We start from the raw sequence: 18,233 nt of genomic DNA on the forward strand, positions 1-18,233 counted from the left end.
CTTTCACTGACTGCTATCCGGACTGCCCGCACGACAGGGCGAGGACCCAGGAGAACCGCTCAGCCGCCTCCGGACTCAAGCCGCGCCGCTCCGGACTCAAGCCGCGCCGGCTAGCCCGACCGCCGACGCCTGCCGCATTCCGCCCGCACAAGGCTCGCCATCTCCACACAACGCAGGCGCGCCCCAAAGCACTGCCTACTCGTCGTCCCCGATCACCGGCTCCAGCAGCGTCCCGGCGTTGTGCTCCAGCAGCCGCCAGCCGCGGCGGGCCTCGCCGAGGATGGACCAGCAGCAGTTCGACAGGCCGCCGAGGGCGCCCCACAGGTCGTAGTGCAGGCCCATCATGCGGCCGAGGGCCACGCGGGCCGCGCCGCCGTGGGTGGCGACCACCAGGGTGCCGCCGGGCGGGACCTTCTCCAGGCCGCGCAGGATGGCCGGGACGACGCGGTCGGCGACCTCGGTCTCCAGTTCGCCGCCGCCCCTGCGGATCGGCTCGCCGTGGCGGAAGGCCTCGAACTCCTCCGGGTAGCGGGCGATGATCTCGTCGTCGTTCAGGCCCTGCCAGCGGCCGGCGTAGGTCTCGCGCAGGCCCTCGTCCAGGGTGATCGGCAGGTCGGTGAGGTGGGCCAGGGTCTCGGCGGTGCGGGTGGCGCGGATCAGGTCGGAGGCGATGATGACGCTCGGGCCCAGGCCCGCCAGCACCCGGGCGGCGCGTTCGGCCTGGGCCAGGCCGACCTCGTCCAGCGGGATGTCGGTCTGGCCCTGGAAGCGGCGCTCCAGGTTCCAGGCGGTGCGGCCGTGGCGCCAGAGCACGACGTTGCGGGCGCCGTTGACCTGCGTGGCGCGGTCCAGTGCGGCGGCCTCGGTGGGCTCGTAGTCGCGCATCTGGGCGACCGGGGCCGGCGCGGTGCCGGCCCCTATGCCTCCGTCCTGGTTCCCGCTCACGCGCCCGGACCGCCGGCCGGCTCGCCGTCGTCCTGGAAGTCCTCGCCCTCGAAGTCCTCGTCCTGGAAGTCGTCGTCCTCAAGACCGTCGTCCTGCGCCGCGACCACGGACTCCGCACCGGCGACCGTCTCGGCGCCGGCCGGCCGCTCGCTGCGGCCGTTGGTCACCGAGTCCGGCAGCTCGATCAGCGGGCAGTCCTTCCACAGCCGCTCAAGCGAGTAGTACGTCCGCTCCTCGGCGTGCTGCACGTGCACCACGATGTCGATGTAGTCCAGCAGGACCCAGCGGCCCTCCTGCTCCCCCTCGCGCCGGGCCGGCTTGGCGCCGAGCTCCAGCAGTCGCTCCTCGATGCCGTCGACGATCGCGCGCACCTGGCGGTCGCTGTTGGCGGAGGCCAGGACGAAGGCGTCGGTGATCACGAACACGTCGCTGACGTCGTACGCGACGATGTCGTCGGCCACCTTGTCGGACGCCGCCTGGGCCGCCGCGATGGCGAGCTCCCGGGCACGGTCGGTTGCGGTCATGGAGTTCTTCCGTTCGTGGTCACTTGCTGGGCGGTTACCAGGATCTCATGCGCGCCGGGGCGGAGTGCGAGGATAGGCGGTCAGCCGCCGGACGGGGCCGAGCCCGACGCGGTACCGGAGCCGGTCCCGGTCCCGCCGTCCGTCCCCGGGCCCGACGTGTTCCCCGATCCCGAAGCGGTCGACCCCGGCGCACCGGTCGGCTGGTCCGCCGGCACCTGCCCGATCTGCGTCCAGTCCGTCCCGAGCACCACCCGGGCGTCGGTGAGCGTGGTGTCGAACGGCGTCACCCGCACCGCGCTGTCCGGCAGCCCCAGCGCCAGGGCCACCTGGTGGCCGAGCGACATCGCGCCCTGGTTCGGCACGATCACGTACGTGTTCGGCGTCTGCTGGGTCACGCCCTGGTCCAGCGGGGTGTACCCGCCGCCGACCAGCTTGGACTCGGCCATCGCGCGGCTGGAGACGGTGTCCGAACGGCCGGTGCCGTCGGCCACCGACACCCGGGTCAGACCGCCGTTGTCCTTCGCCTTCGACGCGCCGTTCAGAAGGTTCGCGACCACCGTGGAGGCCTTGTCGAGGTCCATCACCCCGGAGCCGTCGGCCTGCACCGGCAGCGACTGCTCGGCGAACCGGTTGCCCTGCTCCTCGGCGCCGAGCGCGGTGAGGATCGAGGCCAGCTTGGCGTTCGGCAGCGCCGGGTCCGGGACCGCGGCCAGGCTGTTCAGCACCGCCGCGGTGGTCGACGCCGTGTGCGGGATCTTCGCCAGCATCCCCTGCACCACCTGGCCGAACCGGGCCAGCTGGGCCGAGGGCGGCTCGCCCTTGGGCCGGTCGACCGCGTAGAAGGCGGCCTTGTCGCCGGTCAGGTCCTGGGTCCCGGCCTGGAACAGCGGCTTGCCGGTCTGCGGGTCGACCACCGCGGCGGCCGAGGCCGGGTCCACGTTGACCGACACGCCGATCAGGTTGTTCAGCAAGGCGGCGAAGGTCAGCTCGTCCATCGACCAGACACCGTCCACGTCCACCCCGAGCAGCGTGGTCAGCGCGTCCTTGCCGGCCGGTGCCGAACTCGGCATGGCACCGCCGAACGGCTGACTGTCCAGCGCCGCGGACTCCACGCTCAGCTCGGAGGGGATCAGCAGCGCCGCGCCCCGGCCCGACGGATCGGACTTGCCAGCCACCTCGTTCTTGTCGGCGACCAGCACCACGTTGCCGACGGCGTTGCCGTTGGAGTCCTTCACCTGGAGCAGGACCGTGGTCTGCGTCGCCTTCGTCCCGCCGCCGCCCTTGAGGACGAACCACAGGCCGCCCCCGACCGCCAACAGCACGATGACGGTCGCCAGCGAGATGAGCTGGATCCGGCGGCGCCGGGCCCGCTCGGCGCGGCGGTCGTCGCCGCCGACGAACTGGAGCCAGTTGGTCAGCTCGGCCTCGGGTTCGCCGGTGTTGGTACCGGACTCGGCGGCCTCGGCCGCGGTCTCCGTGGTGACCGCGCGCGCCGCCGGCTCGAACTGCTGCTGTGTGGCCGCCGGCTCGAAGGGCTGCTGCTGCGCGGGCACCGGCTCGGGGTCCGGCGCGTAGGCCGCGACCGGCTCCGGCATGTTCGGGAAGGCCGAGATGCGCGGAGCAGCTGGTTCCGCATAGGGATCTTGCTCTACATAGGGGCCTTGCTCTATGTAGCCAGTCGGTTCCTGATAGGAAGGCTGCTGGGGGAACGGTTCGTAGGCCGCCGGTTGCTGTGCCTGGCCGCCGCTATAGGGGTCGTACTCATAGGAAGGCTGTTGCGGTTCCTGGTACGCGGGCTGCTGCGGTTCCTGGTACGCGGGCTGCTGCGGTTCCTGGTACGCGGGCTGCTGTGAAGGCTGCTGCGTAGGCTGGTAGAAGCCCGAGGAATCAAGGTTCCGGTACTGCGCGGGTGCCTCGGGATAGCCGGCGTTCCCGTATCCGTATGACTGCCCCTGATACGGGTCCGGGGACTGGTACTGGTCCTGAGGCTGGTAAGAGTCCTGGGACTGGTATTGCTCCGGTTGGGCGTAGCCCTGTCCGTAATACGGGTCCTGCGGCTGCTGTTGATACGCGCCGCCCTGGTAATAGGCCGGATCCGCGTACCCGTTGTACTGGTCGTACGCCGCGGCCTCTTGCTCCGCCTGCGCCACGTACTCCGCCGGCCGCTCGTACTCCCCCGAGCCGTGTCTCCCGGAGGCTCCCTGGCCCTGAGGGGCCTCATACGGATCCTCAGGAGGGCTGTCGGTGCGCCGTCGCCGGCCGCGTCCTCCGGCGCCCCCACTCGTGGGCGGACCGTTCTCCCCCGGCCAGCTCATGTCGTCCCTGTCCCAGGGGTGTCCCGGTACAGCCCCCGCTTGTTGATGTACTGAACGATGCCGTCGGGCACCAGGTACCAGACCGGTTCCCCGTGCCGGACCCGTTCACGGCAGCCGGTGGAGGAGATCGCCATGGCCGGCACTTCCACCAGCGAGGCCTTCCCCGGCGGCAGGCCCGGGTCGGCCAGCTGGTGGCCGGGGCGGGTGACGCCGATGAAGTGCGCGAGGTCGAACAGACCCTCGGCGTCCTGCCAGGAGAAGATCTGCTCCAGGACGTCGGCGCCGGTGATGAAGAACAGGTCGGTGTCCGGGCCGCGTTCGGCCGACAACTCGCGCAGGGTGTCGATGGTGTACGTGGGCCCGCCGCGGTCGATGTCGACCCGGCTCACGGAGAACCGGGGATTCGAGGCGGTGGCGATCACGGTCATCAGGTACCGGTCCTCCGCGGGGGAGACCCGGTGATCGGTCTTCTGCCACGGCTGACCGGTCGGGACGAACACCACCTCGTCGAGCCCGAACAGGCTCGCGACCTCGCTGGCCGCGACCAGGTGGCCGTGGTGCACGGGGTCGAAGGTGCCGCCCATCACGCCCAGCCGCGTCCGGCGCCGGCGGGCGGCACCGGCCGCCCCGGCGGCCTGCGGCTCGGGCGTCGGATGAGTGGTCATGGCGCGCCACCCTACCCGGTCAGGGACCGGTAGTGGGACTACCGATCCTTGTTCAGACGGGTGGTCACGAACAGCAGGATCAGCAGGACGACGAGCACGATCGCGCCGTTGAGCGGCGGGTTGATCCCACTGTGCGTCTTCTCGGGCGCCGTCCCCTCAGCGAGGAGGACGTGCGCGGCCTGCGTGGCGGTGGAGATTGCGGACATGGAGGTCAGCATAGGGGGTGCCGGGTACCGGAATCCCGGCAGGGTACCCGCTTGGCGGACGCCGTCAGCCGCGCGGGCTATTCGCCCTCGGAGTCGTGGTTCCGATAGCCGCGCAGACACGCCCACGCGAGCAGCGCGACCAGGATGATGGCACCCAGGATGAACCAGCGCAGCCAGCCCGCGGTGTGCGGCGCGTTGTCCTGGGGGAACGGGCTCGGGGTGCCCATCAAGATCGAGTGAACTACATGCATGGCGACCACAGTACGCCGCGCTTATAGGGAACTCCCCGGCAGGTCCGCGCGTCCCTACCTTGAGAGCTCCACCGGCGGCCACCAGAGCGCCCACATGAGGGCCGCGCCGGGTCTACTGTGAGCTATAGAGACGTCTACAAGGGGGTTCCTGTATGCCGGAACGCGATGGATCTGAGAACACGCCGGAGCGGAGCCGACAGCGGTTCCCCGGAATCAGCTCCCGGGCTTACGAGCATCCCGCGGACCGCACCGCCCTGGTCGCGCTGCGCAAGATCGACGGCTTCGACATGCTGCTGCGCAAGCTGTCCGGCTTCATCGACGAGCGCAAGATCCGGCTCTCGCTGCTGGCCGACGGGGTCAAGGTCGGCGACCTGCAGTTCCCGCGGCTGCAGACGATGCTCCAGGACGCGGTGGACGTGCTGGACATCGGCTTCATGCCGGAGATGTACGTGGTCCAGAACCCGATCCCGAACGCCTTCACGATCGGCATGGAACGCCCGACGATCGTGCTGACGACCGGGCTGTACGAGCTGATGGACGAGGAGGAGATGCGCTTCGTCGTCGGCCACGAGGCCGGCCACGTGCTCTCCGGCCACGCCGTCTACCGCACGATGCTGTTCTGGCTGACGAACTTCGCCACCAAGCTGTCCTGGATGCCCATCGGCAAGTGGGGCATCGACATGTTCATCAACGCCCTGCTGGAGTGGTTCCGCAAGGCCGAGCTGTCCTGCGACCGGGCCGGCCTGCTGGTCGAGCAGGACCTGGACGCCGCCATGCGCTCCCTGATGAAGCTGGCCGGCGGCTCCCACCTGGCCGAGATGAACCCGATCGCGTTCCTGGACCAGGCCCGCGAGCACGAGGGCGGCGGCGGCCTGCGCGAGTCGATCCTGAAGATCATGAGCCTTCGGGAGCGCACCCACCCCTACACCTCGATCCGCGCCCTGGAGCTGACCCGCTGGGTCGAGTCCGGCGACTACCAGCGGATCCTCGGCGGCACCTACCCGCGGCGCGAGGACGACCCGCAGGCCAGCGTGCGCGAGGAGGCCAAGGCGGCGGCGAACCAGTACAAGGAGAACTTCGAGAAGACCACCGACCCGCTGCTGACGAAGGTCCGCGGCTTCGCCGACGAGGTGGCCGGGGTCGGCAGCCGGATCGGGGAGACGATGTACCGGAAGTGGGGGCCGAACCGGGGTCCGGACGGCGTGCCGGACGAGGACGGCGACGAGGACGGAATTTAAGGTGTCGAGTGAACGGCCCCGGCCCCTGTGGGAGTCGGGGCCGTTTGCTGTTCGGCTACTGGAGCAGCGCAGGATGCGGGCGACCCGGCGACCCGTATCAGAGCGAGACGCTGCGCCCCGGAGCCACCATCGCCGACTGATAGTCCAGCCCCACCAACTGATAATCCAACCCCGCCACCGAGAACCGCACCGCGTCCTGCCCGGCCGCGGAGACCGAGGCCGACGCGCTGGCGGTGGTCCCGGAGCCGTCGGGGGTGCCGGAGGCCGGGGGGACGTTCGGATTGCGCTCGTTGCCGCCCTTCGAGGAGGAGAACAGCCGGGGCACGCCGATGACGGCCGAGGTGATCAGCGCCGCCAGCACCACCCAGGCGACGTTGCGGCGCCAGCGGCGGCGGCGCTCGGTGCCGTAGCTCACGGCGCCGCCGTGGTCGTCGGCGGGGACCGGGACGGCGTCGAGGTCGGCCGGGGTGCCGTCGGTGCGCCAGCCGGTGTCCCGGGGGTGCGCCCGGCGCCACTTCTGGCCCAGCTCACGCTGCCGGGCCGACGGCTCCTTGAAGGTCGCGGTCTTGGTCGACTCCTTGGTGAAGGAGCGTTCGAACGCCGCCCACTCCCGCTCGGAGAGTATGGGCGCGTCGCCGGGCTCGTCGGCGTTCATCTGGTGCTTGTCCTCGGCCACGGACGGCCTTTCCCACCCTGATCAGGCACGGCCCCACTCCCCCGGGCCGCGACACGGACATGATGGGCGAAAGGCTACTTGATGCGGGCGGCTCGCACACCTGGTTCGGCGCCCGCACCCGCCGCCGGTCACCGCCGGATCTGGCCGTCGCCGACCATCAGGTACTTCGTCGAGGTGAGCTCCGGCAGCCCCATCGGGCCGCGAGCATGGGTCTTCTGGGTGGAGATGCCGATCTCGGCGCCGAATCCGAACTCGGCGCCGTCGGTGAACCGGGTGGAGACGTTCACCCCGACCGCGGCGGCATCCACTCGCAGCTGGAAGGCGCGGGCGGCATTCAGATCACGGGTGACGATCACGTCGGTGTGCCCGGTGTTGTAGGCGTTGACGTGTTCGATCGCCGCGTCCAGGGAGTCCACGACGGCCGCGGACAGGTCCAGCGACTCGTACTCGGCGGCGAAGTCCTGCTCGGTGGCCGGGACCACGGCCGCGGAGAAGGCCGCCACCCGCTTGTCGCCGTGCACGGTCACCCCGGCCCCGGCCAGGGCGGCGAGCGCCTTGGGCAGGAACGCCTCGGCGACGTCGGCGTGCACCAGCAGCGACTCGGCGGCGTTGCAGACGCTGTAGCGCTGGGTCTTGGCGTTGAGCAGGATGGCCAGCGCCTGGTCCAGGTCGGCGGCGGCGTCGACGTAGACGTGGCAGTTGCCGGTCCCGGTCTCGATCACCGGCACCCGCGAGTTGTCCACGACGGAGCGGATCAGCGCGGCCCCGCCGCGCGGGATGAGCACGTCCACCAGCCCGCGGGCGTTCATCAGGTGGGTGACGGCCTCGTGCGAGTCGCCGGGCACCAGTTGGACCGCGTCGGCCGGGAACCCGGCGCCGGCCAGCGCGTCGCGCATGACGGCGACCAGCACGGTGTTGGAGTCCTTGGCCGAGCTGGAGCCGCGCAGCAGGGCGGCGTTGCCGGACTTCAGACAGATCCCGGCGGCGTCCACGGTGACGTTGGGCCGGGCCTCGTAGACGATCCCGACCACGCCGAGCGGCACCCGCACCTGCCGCAGCTCGATCCCGTTGGGCAGCACGCTCCCGCGCACGGTCTCCCCGATCGGATCGGGCAGCGCGGCGAGCTGGCGCAGGGCCTCGGCGATCGCGGCGACCCGGGCGTCGGTGAGGGTGAGCCGGTCGATGTAGCCGGCCGGCGAGCCGCCCTCCCGGGCCCGCTCGGTGTCGCGCGCGTTGGCCGCGACGATCTCCGCACCGCGGGCGATGAGCGCGTCGGCCACAACGTGCAGCGCCGCGTCCTTCTCGCCGCGCGGTCGCTGAGCCAGGTCGGCCGCGGCCTTCTTGGCTCGGCGGGCGGCGTCCAGGACTTCGGTCTGCAGGTCCGTCATGAGTCCAGCGTAGGCCGGGCGGGGGCGTCTCAAGCGGGATTTCGCCTTTCGAGACGCCCCGGCCGGCGCCGGCGGTCACACCGCCAGCGGCTTCACCGTCAGCTGGTAGTCCTCCTGGACCCGGCCCTCGGCGTCCAGCTTCAGGAACACCCGGGCCGACCAGGCGGTCTCGCCGATCTCTTCGCCCTGGGCGTGGTCCAGGCGGATGGTGAGGACGACGATGTCGCCGTGGGTGGTGGCGTCCTCGCCGCCGGCCAGGGTGTAGGTGCCGCTGGCGACGAAGGCCTCGTACGCTTCGGCGACCCGCTCGACGAGCGCGGCGTGGCCGATGAACTGCGTGCCCTCGACGTACTCGATTCCGTGGTCGCTCCACAGCTGGGCGACGGCCTTGGCGCGGTCGGCCGGGTCGGCGATGCTCCAGACGGCGAGGTAGCGGTCGATGGTGGTCTGGTTTCCGGTGGTGTTCGTCATGGCCATGACTCTCGGCCCGCCGGTCACCGGAGGGTCAAGGACACCGGTGCGGTGAGACTCTCCTGTAGGGGGAGGCTCCACAATTGGGCCATGGGCATGTTCCTCACCATCGGCGATTTCTCGCGCGCGACGCACCTGACCGTGAAGACGTTGCGGCACTACCACGACGTGGGCCTGCTGGAGCCGGCCGATATCGATCCGGCCACCGGCTACCGGCGCTACACCACGGCCCAGATCCCGGCCGCGCAGGTGATCCGGCGGTTCCGGGAGCTGGGGATGCCGCTGGAGGAGATCCGGACGGTGATGGACGCCCCCGACGTCGACACCCGGAACCAGCACATCGGCGCGCACCTGAACCGGCTGGAGGAGGAACTGGGGCGCACCCAGCGCGCCGTGGCCTCATTGCGCGACCTGCTCACCAGCGGACCGGCCACGGCCGCGCCCGACATCTCGCTGCGGGACGTACCGGCCGTACAGGCCGCGGCGATCACCGACAGCGTCGCGGTGGCGGACGGCGCGGCGTGGATGCAGGGCGCGCTGGGCGAGTTGTACGCGACCGTCGCCGGACAGGGCCTGGCGCAGACCGGACCGGCCGGCGGCCTGTTCACCGACGAGGTGTTCACCGCGCACCACGGCGAGGTGACCATCTTCGTCCCCTGCGACGGTCCGGTCCGGTCGCTGGGCCGGGTGCGGCCCGCGACCGTACCGGCCGCCGAGATGGCGGTCATCGACCACGCCGGGCCGCCGATCGAGTCCGACCGGGCCTACGGCGCGCTCGCCGCCTATGTCGAGCGCCACGCTCTAGCCGTGCAGGGCCCGATCCGGGAGTACTACCTCGTCGGACAGCGGGACACCGCGGACGTGGCGCAGTGGCGGACGGAGGTGTGCTGGCCGGTGTTCCGGGTCGGGAACTGAGACCGGCCGAGGGCTACGGCTAGGACCAGGGCTAGGACCAGTACGTCCACAGTTCGTACGTACCATCGCCGTTCGCGAAGCAGTTGTACGAGTCCGCGCCCTGGGCGAGATAGGCGCCACCGTTGGAGTTGCATACCGAAAGGTCGGGGTAGGCGCCCTCGTCGATCGAGGTGTGCACCATCGGCCTGACGGTGGCGGCACTGGCGGTGCCGACCGGCACGGCTACGGCCGCCGCGATAGCGGCGACCACCAGGGTGGCTTTGACGGTCCGATGTCTGCGCATTGACATACTCCTCGTCTGCTGGGCTGTTCTCACGGGCCTCGATGATCGTGGCCCGCGAAAGCGAGCCTAGGAGACCGCGGCCGCGGGGCCACGGAATCCGTACAAGTCCGTACGCCTGGTAGAGGCCTGACACACTCCGCTCGGCCGAGGCTGTCAGAGAATCTCCGCCACCGCATGCAACCGATCCCCGGGCCGTCCCGGTCAGGTGGGTGTCAGCGAGCGGGGTCCACCCGGATCCCGCGCATCCCCGAGCCGTCTGGACCGGCCGGCAAAGCGTGCAAGGAGTGCGACGCCCATGGCGAGAGCCGACCGCGACGCGGAGTTCACGGAGTATCTCAGAGCACGATCAGGGTGGCTGTGCCGCGTCGCGTACCTGCTGTGCGGTGACTGGCACCGCGCCGACGATCTCGCGCAGGCCGCGGCCGTGCGGCTGTACCGGCGCTGGAACCGGGTCTCGCAGGCCGACAACATCGACGGCTACGCGCGGCGCGTGCTGGTGAACGTCTACCTCGACGAGCAGCGGACCGCGTGGTCGCGCTTCACCTTCCTGCACCGGGACACGATCGAGCGGGAGGCGCCGGCACTCGACGCCGACGCCTCCCTCGATCTGCGGGCCGCGCTGGAGCGGCTGGCGCCGCGGCAGCGGGCGACGGTGGTGCTGCGCTACTACTGCGACCTGTCGGTCGAGCAGACCGCCGAGGTCCTGGGGTGCTCTCCGGGCAACGTCAAGAGCCAGACCGCGCGGGCGCTGACGAGGTTGCGGGTGCTGCTCTCACCCGCGTCAGCGATCGAACTCGAAGGGATCACCCGATGACCGACGATCTGGATCCGACAACGACCCTGCCGACGGCTCTACCGACGGCCCTACCGATGGCCCTGCACGAGCTGGCGGAGTCCGACCCGCCGCGCGTCATGGATGTGGAGAAGGTACTGCGGGCCGGCAAGCACAGCGTCGTGCGGCGGCGGATGGCGGCGCTCGGCGGCGGCACCGCGGTGCTGGCCGCGACCGGGCTGGCGGTCGGGGTGCTGGCGCCGGCCGGGAGCGCGGGACACCGCGACGTCCCGGGCCCCGCGCCGGCCGCCAGCACGAGCGCCGTGCCGGCGCCGACGACGTCGCGGTCCGATGCGGTCAAGGAGGCTTATGTCCTGGACCCCCGTGACCCGGTGATGACGAACTGGCAGCCCGGCTATCTGCCGCCGGGGATGACGGCGTTCGGCGGGACGTACACCCCGGGGGTGCCCGAAGCCGGTGCGGTCGAGGCGACCGACCCGACGGGTTTCGAGTTCGACGTCGCCCAGCGCTCCGGCGAGCTCTCGTCCATCACGCAGACAGTCCCAGCCCAGGTCCAGGGAGCGAAGCAGGCATTCTGGTACGACTACGGCCACGGCTCGGTCGTCGCGCACGACAGCGCGACTCTGGCCTGGCAGCGATCGGACGGACAGTGGATGTTGATGCACGTCTACAAGGTGAGCAAGCGCACGGACTGGCAGGCGCAGATGCTCGAAGTGGCCGCGCAGGTGAAGAAGGCAGATCGGTCGCTGCCCATGCCGTTCAGTGTCACCCGGGCCAAGAGCCTGCACTTCAACAGCGGCGCCGTCAGTATGAAGACCGGGAGCGTCATGAGCATACTGACCTTCGACGCCGGTCCGGAGCGGGAAGCGAAGGGCGAGTTCCGGATCATGGCGTTCAAGATCGGCAGCGCACCGGACCAGGCTGAGGGCCTTCCTGGGGCCGAGAACGTCTGCGAGAACTCCAACGGCCTGACCATCTGCGTCAACTCTCCCGTCCCCGAGCCGACTTCCTTGGCCGCGATCGGCGGGGCGAAGGCTTTGCTGGCAGGGATCACATCGCTGGGCAACGACCCCGCGAACTGGACGACCGACGTGCTCCAGTAGCTCCAGCTTCCAGACACTGAACGGCAGCGGGGACCACCGAGGCTCGTCTCCGCGGTCCCCGCTCGCCTCAGCGCAGAACGACCAAGTCGTCCCGGTGCACCAGCTCCCGCTCGTACTGCGGCCCCAGCGCCGCCGCCAACTCCCGCGTCGAGCGGCCCAGCAGCTCCGGCAGCTCGCTCGCGTCGTAGTTGACCAGCCCGCGCGCCACGGCCACGCCGGCGTCGTCCACCAGATCCACCGGGTCCCCGGCGTTGAAGGACCCTTCGACGCCGGTCACCCCGGCCGGCAGCAGCGACAGCCGCCGCTCGACGACCGCGCGCACCGCTCCGGGGTCCAGGCGCAGCGACCCGCGCGTATCGGCGGCGTGGGCCAGCCACAGCAGCCGCGTGGGGGTCCGCGAACCGGTGCGGTGGAACAGGGTCCCGACGACCTCGCCGCGCAGCGCCCGGGCCGCGTGCGCGGCCGACGTCAGCACCACCGGGATCCCGGCCTCGGTGGCGATCCGGGCCGCCTCGACCTTCGTGGCCATCCCGCCGGTCCCGACCCCGGCCTTGCCCGCGCCGCCGATGGCGATCCCGGCCAGGTCCTGCGGGCCTCGGACGTCGGGGATCTGCGACGTGCCGGGTTTGGCCGGGTCGCCGTCGTACAGCGCGTCCACGTCCGAGAGCAGCACCAGCAGGTCGGCGTGCACCAGGTGGGCCACCAGCGCCGCCAGCCGGTCGTTGTCGCCGAACCGGATCTCGTGGGTGGCGACCGTGTCGTTCTCGTTCACGATCGGCAGCACGTTCATGTCCAGCAGCCGCGCCATCGTCTGGTGCGCGTTGCGGTAGTGCGAGCGCCGGGTGGTGTCGTCGACCGTGAGCAGCACCTGGCCGACCGTGCGGCCGTAGCGGGCGAAGGAGGCCGTGTACCGGCCGACCAGCAGGCCCTGGCCGACTGAGGCGGCGGCCTGCTGGGTCGGCAGGTCCTTGGGGCGCTTGCGCAGCCCCAGCGGCGCCAGGCCGGCGGCGATGGCGCCGGAGGACACCAGGACCAGCTGGGTGCCCGGGACGCCCAGCCGGGCGGCGAGCGCGTCGACCAGGGCGTCGACCCGCTCTCCGGACAGGCCGCCGACGGCCGTGGTCAGCGACGAGGAGCCGACCTTGACCACGATCCGCCGGGCGGCGGTCACTGCTTCTCGATGCAACTCAGTACGCAGCTGGCCGGACACCGTAGCTCAGAACCCTTACTCTTCGTCGTCCTCGGGGGCGAACAGGTCGATCGTCCCATTCGCGCGGCGGCGGTGCGCCTTGCGGTACTCGGCGTCTCGCGATGTGGGCTGCTCCTCGTGCAGGTGCAGGCGCGGGTCCTCGCCGCGGCGGCCGCCGGTGGCGGTGACGCCGAGCGCGCCGGTCGGGATCGAGGGCTGCCAGTCGAAGACCACGGCCCGCGGGCCCTCGCCGATGACCACGGTGTCGCCCTCGTGCGCGCCCATCTTGACCAGTTGGACCTCGACGCCGAGCTTGTTGAGCCGGTCGGCCAGGTAACCGACCGCCTCCTCGTTGTTGAAGTCGGTCTGGCGCACCCAGCGCTCGGGCTTGCCGCCGCGCACGAAGTAGGCGTCCTCGGCCTCGTCGTAGCTGATGGTGAAGCCGACCTCGTCGACCGCCTTGGGGCGGATGACGATGCGCTCGGGCTCCGGCTCGACCCGGTTCGCCCGGGCCTCGTTCACGATCTTCGCCAGCGCGAAGGACAGCTCGCGCAGCCCGGCCCGGGACACCGCGGAGACCTCGAACACGTTCAAGCCGCGAGCCGCCAGCTCCGGCCGCACGATGTCGGCCAGGTCCTGGCCCTCGGGGATGTCGGTCTTGTTCAGCACGACCAGCCGCGGCCGGTCGGACAGCTTGCCGTACAGGCCCCACTCGCTGTCGTCGCGGGAGGCCTCGTAGGCGGCCAGTTCGGCCTCAATGACATCCAGGTCGGAGATCGGGTCGCGGTCGCTCTCCAAGGTGGCGCAGTCCAGGACGTGCACCAGCACCGCGCAGCGCTCGATGTGCCGCAGGAACTCGTGGCCCAGGCCCTTGCCGTCGGAGGCGCCGGGGATCAGGCCGGGCACGTCGGCGATGGTGTAGACCGACTCCCCGGCGCTGACCACGCCCAGGTTCGGGACCAGGGTGGTGAACGGGTAGTCGGCGATCTTCGGCTTGGCCGCGGACATCGCGGCGATCAGCGAGGACTTGCCGGCACTGGGGTAGCCGACCAGGGCGACGTCGGCGACCGACTTCAGCTCCAGCGAGAACTCGCCGTCCTCGCCGGGCTCGCCGAGCAGCGCGAAGCCGGGGGCCTTGCGCTTGGAGGTGGCCAGCGCGGCGTTGCCCAGGCCGCCGGTGCCGCCGTGCGCGACGACGAATCGGGTGCCGCCGCCGACCAGGTCCGCGATCACCTCGCCGAAGCCGTCCTTGACCACGGTCCCGGAGGGCACCGGCAGCACCAGGTCGGCACCGTTGGCCCCGGTCTGGAAGTCGCCGCCGCCGGGCTTGCCGTTGCCGGCCTTGCGGTGCGGGGCGAAGTGGTAGTCCAGCAGCGAGGTGGTGTTGCCGTCCACCACCAGGACGATGTCCCCGCCGCGGCCGCCGTTGGCCCCGTCCGGGCCGCCCAGCGGTTTGAACTTCTCGCGCTTGACCGAGGCGCAGCCGTGGCCGCCGTTCCCGGCCGTGACATGCAGCTTCACGCGGTCGACGAAAGTCGCCATGGTCAGCGCCTCCTTGCAATCTGTATAGGTCCTACAACACGAAGAAGCGGGCCGGGGATTTCCCCCGGCCCGCTCCGTGAAGCCGAGTTACTCAGCCAGCGCCGGAACGATCGAGATCACGCGCCGACCGCGCAGCGTGCCGAACTCCACCTTGCCCTCGACGAGCGCGAACAGGGTGTCGTCCTTGCCACGGCCCATGTTCAGGCCGGGGTGGAAGTGGGTGCCGCGCTGGCGAATGATGATCTCGCCGGCGTTGACGTTCTGGCCGCCGAAGCGCTTCACGCCGAGGCGTTGGGCGTTGGAGTCGCGGCCGTTCTTGGAGGACGATGCGCCCTTCTTGTGTGCCATGGTTCAGCGCCCCTCTTCTTACTTCTTGCCGCTGTCGATAGCGGTGATCTTGATCTGGGTGTGCTTCTGGCGGTGGCCCTGGCGCACGCGGTAGCCGGTCTTGTTGCGGTACTTGAGGATGTGGATCTTCGGACCCTTGGTCTCCTCGACCACCTCGGCCTTGACCTTCACGCCCTCCAGGACCCACGGGTCGGAAGTGACGGCGTCCCCGTCGACGAGCAGGATCGCGGACAGCTCCACTTCCTTGCCGGCCGGGGCGCCCGGGAGGCGGTCCACCTCGACGACGTCGCCGACAGCCACCTTGTGCTGCCGTCCGCCGCTCTTGACGATCGCGTACACCGCGAAACTCACTCTCTTCTCGTCGACTGTGGGTCGATCAGGTCTGCAATCAAACTCTTCTTGACCAACTCAGTTGCTGGCCACGAGCGTCCGGCACTTCTGACGAGGTGCGGACTGACGACCCATCGAGCCGATCATCATCGGAGGCCGCCTAGCGCTTGCGCGAGGGCCCCAAGATGCCGGGCACACGTATCGCATGCCGAAGCTCAAGGGTACGGAAGTCCCCACCTGCGGGTCAAACTGGCGCCGGAGCGGTCCGGCCGGGCCGAGCGGCCCGGCCGGACCCGCCCGTCAGCTGTGCGCGGTCGGCGGGCCGGCCGGGCGCTTGGCCGCGCGCCGGACCCGCAGGCCACGCCGCTTGGGCGCGTCCTCGGCCGGCTGCGGGTCCGCCTCGGCGCCGGAGGCCGCGACCGCCACCGCCACCGGCTCCGCCTCGGTCTCCCGCGCGTCGGCCCCGGCGGCGCTCACGTCGGCGCCCGCGTGCGGGACGTAGACGGTGTGCGCCTGAGCGTCCCCGGCGGCCAGCCGCTCGGTGACGTCGGCCTCCTCGGCGGCGACCACGTCGGCCGGGGTCAGCACCGGGGCCACCACGTGGGCGCGGCTCGGGACCTGCTCCACCTCGCTGTGCTCGGACAGCTCGGTGGCCTCGTCCTCGGCCGGCTCCCGGTCGGTGTCCGCCGCGACCTTCGTCACCTTGGTCACGGTGACCGGGCCGGCCGCGGCCTGCTCGCCGTCGGCGAAGTCCTGGAACTCCTCCGGCACCCCGTCCACGTCGTACTGCGGGTCGAACTGCTGTTGGCGGTCGGCGTGGCCGTGCGACTTGCGCCGCTTGCGCCGGCCGCGGCCGCCCTCGTGCTCGTCCTCGCCGCCGCCGTCGGACTGCCCCGAACCGCCCTGCTTGGCGCCCCGGCCCTGGTTGCGGCCGTCGCGGTCGTCCTCGTGCAGGTGAGCGTGGCTGACCGGCACCGGCTCCATGTGCACCAGCACGCCACGGCCGTTGCACTTGTCGCAGGTCTCGGAGAAGGCCTCCAGCAGGCCCTGACCGACCCGCTTGCGGGTCATCTGGATCAGGCCCAGCGAGGTGACCTCGGCCACCTGGTGCTTGGTCCGGTCCCGGCCCAGGCACTCCAGCAGCCGGCGCATCACCAGGTCGCGGTTGGACTCCAGGACCATGTCGATGAAGTCGATGACGATGATGCCGCCGAGGTCGCGCAGCCGCAGCTGGCGGACGATCTCCTCGGCCGCCTCGATGTTGTTGCGGGTGACCGTCTCCTCCAGGTTGCCCCCGGAGCCGGTGAACTTGCCGGTGTTGACGTCGATCACGACCATCGCCTCGGTGCGGTCGATGACCAGCGAGCCGCCGGAGGGCAGCCAGACCTTGCGGTCCAGCCCCTTGGCCAGCTGCTCGTCGACCCGGTGCACGGCGAAGACGTCCTGCTCGGAGGTCCAGCGCTCCAGCCGCGGCGCCAGGTCGGGGGCCACGCCGCCGACGTACTCGCGGATGGTGTCCCAGGCCTGGTCGCCGGAGACGATCAGCTTGCTGAAGTCCTCGTTGAAGATGTCGCGCACCACGCGCACGGTCAGGTCCGGCTCCCCGTACAGCAGAGTCGGGGCCGAACTGGCCGAGGAGGCCGCCCGGCGCTGGATCTCCTCCCACTGCGCGGACAGCCGCTCGACGTCGCGGCGCAGCTCGTCCTCGGTCGCGCCCTCGGCGGCGGTGCGGACGATGACCCCGGCGTGCTCCGGGACCACGGCCTTCAGGATCGCCTTGAGCCGGTTGCGCTCGTTCTCCGGCAGCTTGCGGCTGATCCCGGTCATGGTGCCCTCGGGCACGTAGACCAGGTACCGGCCGGGCAGCGAGATCTGGCTGGTCAGCCGGGCGCCCTTGTGCCCGATCGGGTCCTTGGTGACCTGGGTCAGGACCGCCTGGCCGCTCTTGAGCACGCTCTCGATGCGCTTGGCCGAACCGGTCACGCCGGCGGCCTCGAAGTTGACCTCGCCGGCGTACAGCACGGCGTTGCGGCCCTTGCCGATGTCGACGAACGCGGCCTCCATCGACGGCAGCACGTTCTGCACCTTGCCCAGGTACACGTTGCCGACGTAGGAGGCGGACTGCGCGCGGTTGACGTAGTGCTCGACCAGCACACCGTCCTCCAGCACGCCGATCTGGGTCCGGTCGCCGCTCTGGCGCACCACCATGACCCGCTCGACGCTCTCCCGGCGGGCCAGGAACTCGGCCTCGGTGATCAGCGGCGCCCGGCGGCGGCCGGTGTCCCGGCCCTCGCGGCGGCGCTGCTTCTTGGCCTCCAGCCGGGTCGAGCCGCGCACACCCTGGACGTCGTCGTCCGTGGCCACGCCGCCGCCCTTGCGGTCGCGGCTGCGGACCCGGGACTCCCGGACCTTGACCACGGTGTTCGGCGGGTCGTCCGGGCTGGCCTCGACGGCCTCGCCACCGGCCCGGCGACGCCGGCGCCGACGGCGACGGCTGGAGGACGTGCCGCCCTCGTCGTCGTCCTCGTCTTCGTCGTCGCTCTCGGCCTCGGCGCTCTCGGCGGCCGCCTCCGACTGCTCCGCGCGGTTGCGGTTGCGGTTCCGCGTGCGGGTGCGACGGGTCGGGGCCTGCTCCTCCTCGGCCTCCGGCTCCGGCTCGGCTTCGGCCTCGGTGTCCTGCGCCTCGGCCTTGGCCGCCGCCTTCGCCGCTGCCTTCTGCGCGGCGGCGGTGGTCAGGTCGGGGGCCTGGAACAGGGGGACGCCGGCGGCCGGGGCCGCGGCGCGGGCGGCGATGATCGCGCGGGCGCGTTCGGCCGGGGAGAGGCTGTCGAGGTCGACGGCGGGGGCGGTGGGCTGCTCTTCCGCGGCTTCTGGCTCGGCGTCGGTGGTTGCGGCGTTGGCGTTGGCCTTGGCGGGCGCGTTGGCCTTGCCCTTGGTCTTGGCCTGCGCCTGGTCCGCGGGCGCGGCGGCCTTCTCGTGGGGGCGCGGCGGGCCGGCCGGGGACGAGGCGGCGCGGCGGCGGGTGCGCTTGGCCTTGGACTCGGTGGCTCC

General features: G+C 71.4%; 19 protein-coding genes. 4 read left to right on the plus strand and 15 right to left on the minus strand.

What is annotated here, in order from left to right; genetic code table 11:
* Nucleotides 1–195 precede the first annotated feature (195 nt).
* The 6 genes from KGQ19_RS28245 to KGQ19_RS28270 all read right to left on the minus strand — a co-directional run bounded on the left by KGQ19_RS28245 (nucleotide 196) and on the right by KGQ19_RS28270 (nucleotide 4,906).
* On the minus strand, nucleotides 196–885 hold the full coding sequence (locus KGQ19_RS28245) for a histidine phosphatase family protein (protein ID WP_230419572.1): 690 nt from the start codon (nucleotides 883–885) through the stop codon (nucleotides 196–198).
* A 56-nt stretch (nucleotides 886–941) separates the two neighbouring features.
* Complete coding sequence (gene rsfS, locus KGQ19_RS28250) at nucleotides 942–1,469, minus strand: ribosome silencing factor (protein ID WP_212014244.1); 528 nt, start codon at nucleotides 1,467–1,469, stop codon at nucleotides 942–944.
* An 80-nt stretch (nucleotides 1,470–1,549) separates the two neighbouring features.
* Nucleotides 1,550–3,784, minus strand: coding sequence for an LCP family protein (locus tag KGQ19_RS28255; RefSeq protein ID WP_212014246.1), 2,235 nt, complete (start codon nucleotides 3,782–3,784; stop codon nucleotides 1,550–1,552).
* A complete protein-coding gene (gene nadD, locus KGQ19_RS28260; RefSeq protein WP_212014248.1) occupies nucleotides 3,781–4,449 on the minus strand; it encodes a nicotinate-nucleotide adenylyltransferase in 669 nt (222 codons plus the stop codon). Before nadD ends, KGQ19_RS28255 begins: the two co-directional genes overlap by 4 nt.
* Nucleotides 4,450–4,487: 38 nt before the next feature.
* Entirely contained in the window at nucleotides 4,488–4,655 is a 168-nt protein-coding gene (locus KGQ19_RS28265; protein ID WP_212014250.1) for a hypothetical protein, read from the minus strand.
* Nucleotides 4,656–4,732: 77 nt separating this feature from the next.
* Nucleotides 4,733–4,906 (minus strand): hypothetical protein, encoded by a 174-nt coding sequence (locus tag KGQ19_RS28270; RefSeq protein ID WP_212014252.1) that lies wholly within the window; start codon nucleotides 4,904–4,906, stop codon nucleotides 4,733–4,735.
* A 152-nt stretch (nucleotides 4,907–5,058) separates the two neighbouring features.
* On the opposite strand from KGQ19_RS28270, the gene KGQ19_RS28275 reads away from it, so the two are divergent.
* Nucleotides 5,059–6,144 carry a M48 family metallopeptidase gene (locus tag KGQ19_RS28275; protein WP_212014254.1) on the plus strand — a complete coding sequence of 362 codons (1,086 nt, stop codon included), beginning with the start codon at nucleotides 5,059–5,061 and terminating at the stop codon, nucleotides 6,142–6,144.
* A gap of 97 nt (nucleotides 6,145–6,241) precedes the next feature.
* Here KGQ19_RS28275 and KGQ19_RS28280 read toward each other — a convergent pair whose 3' ends face one another.
* The 3 genes from KGQ19_RS28280 to KGQ19_RS28290 form a co-directional block, all read right to left on the minus strand.
* Nucleotides 6,242–6,820, minus strand: a complete 579-nt coding sequence (locus KGQ19_RS28280) for a hypothetical protein (protein WP_212014256.1) — start codon at nucleotides 6,818–6,820, stop codon at nucleotides 6,242–6,244.
* Between the two features lie 128 nt (nucleotides 6,821–6,948).
* The gene (locus KGQ19_RS28285; RefSeq protein ID WP_212014264.1) at nucleotides 6,949–8,208 is read right to left on the minus strand and encodes a glutamate-5-semialdehyde dehydrogenase; all 1,260 of its coding nucleotides are present in this window, start codon (nucleotides 8,206–8,208) and stop codon (nucleotides 6,949–6,951) included.
* Between the two features lie 75 nt (nucleotides 8,209–8,283).
* Nucleotides 8,284–8,679, minus strand: coding sequence for a hypothetical protein (locus KGQ19_RS28290; RefSeq protein WP_212014266.1), 396 nt, complete (start codon nucleotides 8,677–8,679; stop codon nucleotides 8,284–8,286).
* A 90-nt stretch (nucleotides 8,680–8,769) separates the two neighbouring features.
* Here KGQ19_RS28290 and KGQ19_RS28295 point away from each other — a divergent pair, with 90 nt between their 5' ends.
* Nucleotides 8,770–9,594 carry a MerR family transcriptional regulator gene (locus tag KGQ19_RS28295; protein ID WP_212014281.1) on the plus strand — a complete coding sequence of 275 codons (825 nt, stop codon included), beginning with the start codon at nucleotides 8,770–8,772 and terminating at the stop codon, nucleotides 9,592–9,594.
* Between the two features lie 31 nt (nucleotides 9,595–9,625).
* Here KGQ19_RS28295 and KGQ19_RS28300 read toward each other — a convergent pair whose 3' ends face one another.
* Nucleotides 9,626–9,877: a hypothetical protein gene (locus KGQ19_RS28300; RefSeq protein WP_212014283.1), complete on the minus strand. Its 252-nt coding sequence runs from the start codon at nucleotides 9,875–9,877 to the stop codon at nucleotides 9,626–9,628.
* Nucleotides 9,878–10,172: 295 nt separating this feature from the next.
* Between KGQ19_RS28300 and KGQ19_RS28305 the strand changes: the two genes are divergently transcribed.
* Together KGQ19_RS28305 and KGQ19_RS28310 are read left to right on the plus strand one after the other, a co-directional pair.
* A complete protein-coding gene (locus KGQ19_RS28305; RefSeq protein WP_212014285.1) occupies nucleotides 10,173–10,691 on the plus strand; it encodes a SigE family RNA polymerase sigma factor in 519 nt (172 codons plus the stop codon).
* Nucleotides 10,688–11,773, plus strand: a complete 1,086-nt coding sequence (locus KGQ19_RS28310; protein ID WP_212014287.1) for a hypothetical protein — start codon at nucleotides 10,688–10,690, stop codon at nucleotides 11,771–11,773. Before KGQ19_RS28305 ends, KGQ19_RS28310 begins: the two co-directional genes overlap by 4 nt.
* A gap of 67 nt (nucleotides 11,774–11,840) precedes the next feature.
* Here KGQ19_RS28310 and proB read toward each other — a convergent pair whose 3' ends face one another.
* The 5 genes from proB to KGQ19_RS28335 form a co-directional block, all read right to left on the minus strand.
* Nucleotides 11,841–12,944 carry a glutamate 5-kinase gene (proB, locus tag KGQ19_RS28315; RefSeq protein ID WP_307856536.1) on the minus strand — a complete coding sequence of 368 codons (1,104 nt, stop codon included), beginning with the start codon at nucleotides 12,942–12,944 and terminating at the stop codon, nucleotides 11,841–11,843.
* A 54-nt stretch (nucleotides 12,945–12,998) separates the two neighbouring features.
* Nucleotides 12,999–14,504 (minus strand): GTPase ObgE, encoded by a 1,506-nt coding sequence (gene obgE, locus KGQ19_RS28320; protein WP_212014291.1) that lies wholly within the window; start codon nucleotides 14,502–14,504, stop codon nucleotides 12,999–13,001.
* Nucleotides 14,505–14,591: 87 nt separating this feature from the next.
* Nucleotides 14,592–14,852 carry a 50S ribosomal protein L27 gene (rpmA, locus tag KGQ19_RS28325; protein ID WP_194897653.1) on the minus strand — a complete coding sequence of 87 codons (261 nt, stop codon included), beginning with the start codon at nucleotides 14,850–14,852 and terminating at the stop codon, nucleotides 14,592–14,594.
* A gap of 18 nt (nucleotides 14,853–14,870) precedes the next feature.
* Nucleotides 14,871–15,191 (minus strand): 50S ribosomal protein L21, encoded by a 321-nt coding sequence (gene rplU / locus KGQ19_RS28330; protein ID WP_194897668.1) that lies wholly within the window; start codon nucleotides 15,189–15,191, stop codon nucleotides 14,871–14,873.
* Between the two features lie 291 nt (nucleotides 15,192–15,482).
* The coding region (locus KGQ19_RS28335; protein ID WP_212014299.1) for an Rne/Rng family ribonuclease at nucleotides 15,483–18,233 on the minus strand (2,751 nt) is incomplete at its 5' end.

The organism is Catenulispora pinistramenti (assembly GCF_018274385.1).
Classification (GTDB): domain Bacteria; phylum Actinomycetota; class Actinomycetes; order Streptomycetales; family Catenulisporaceae; genus Catenulispora; species Catenulispora pinistramenti.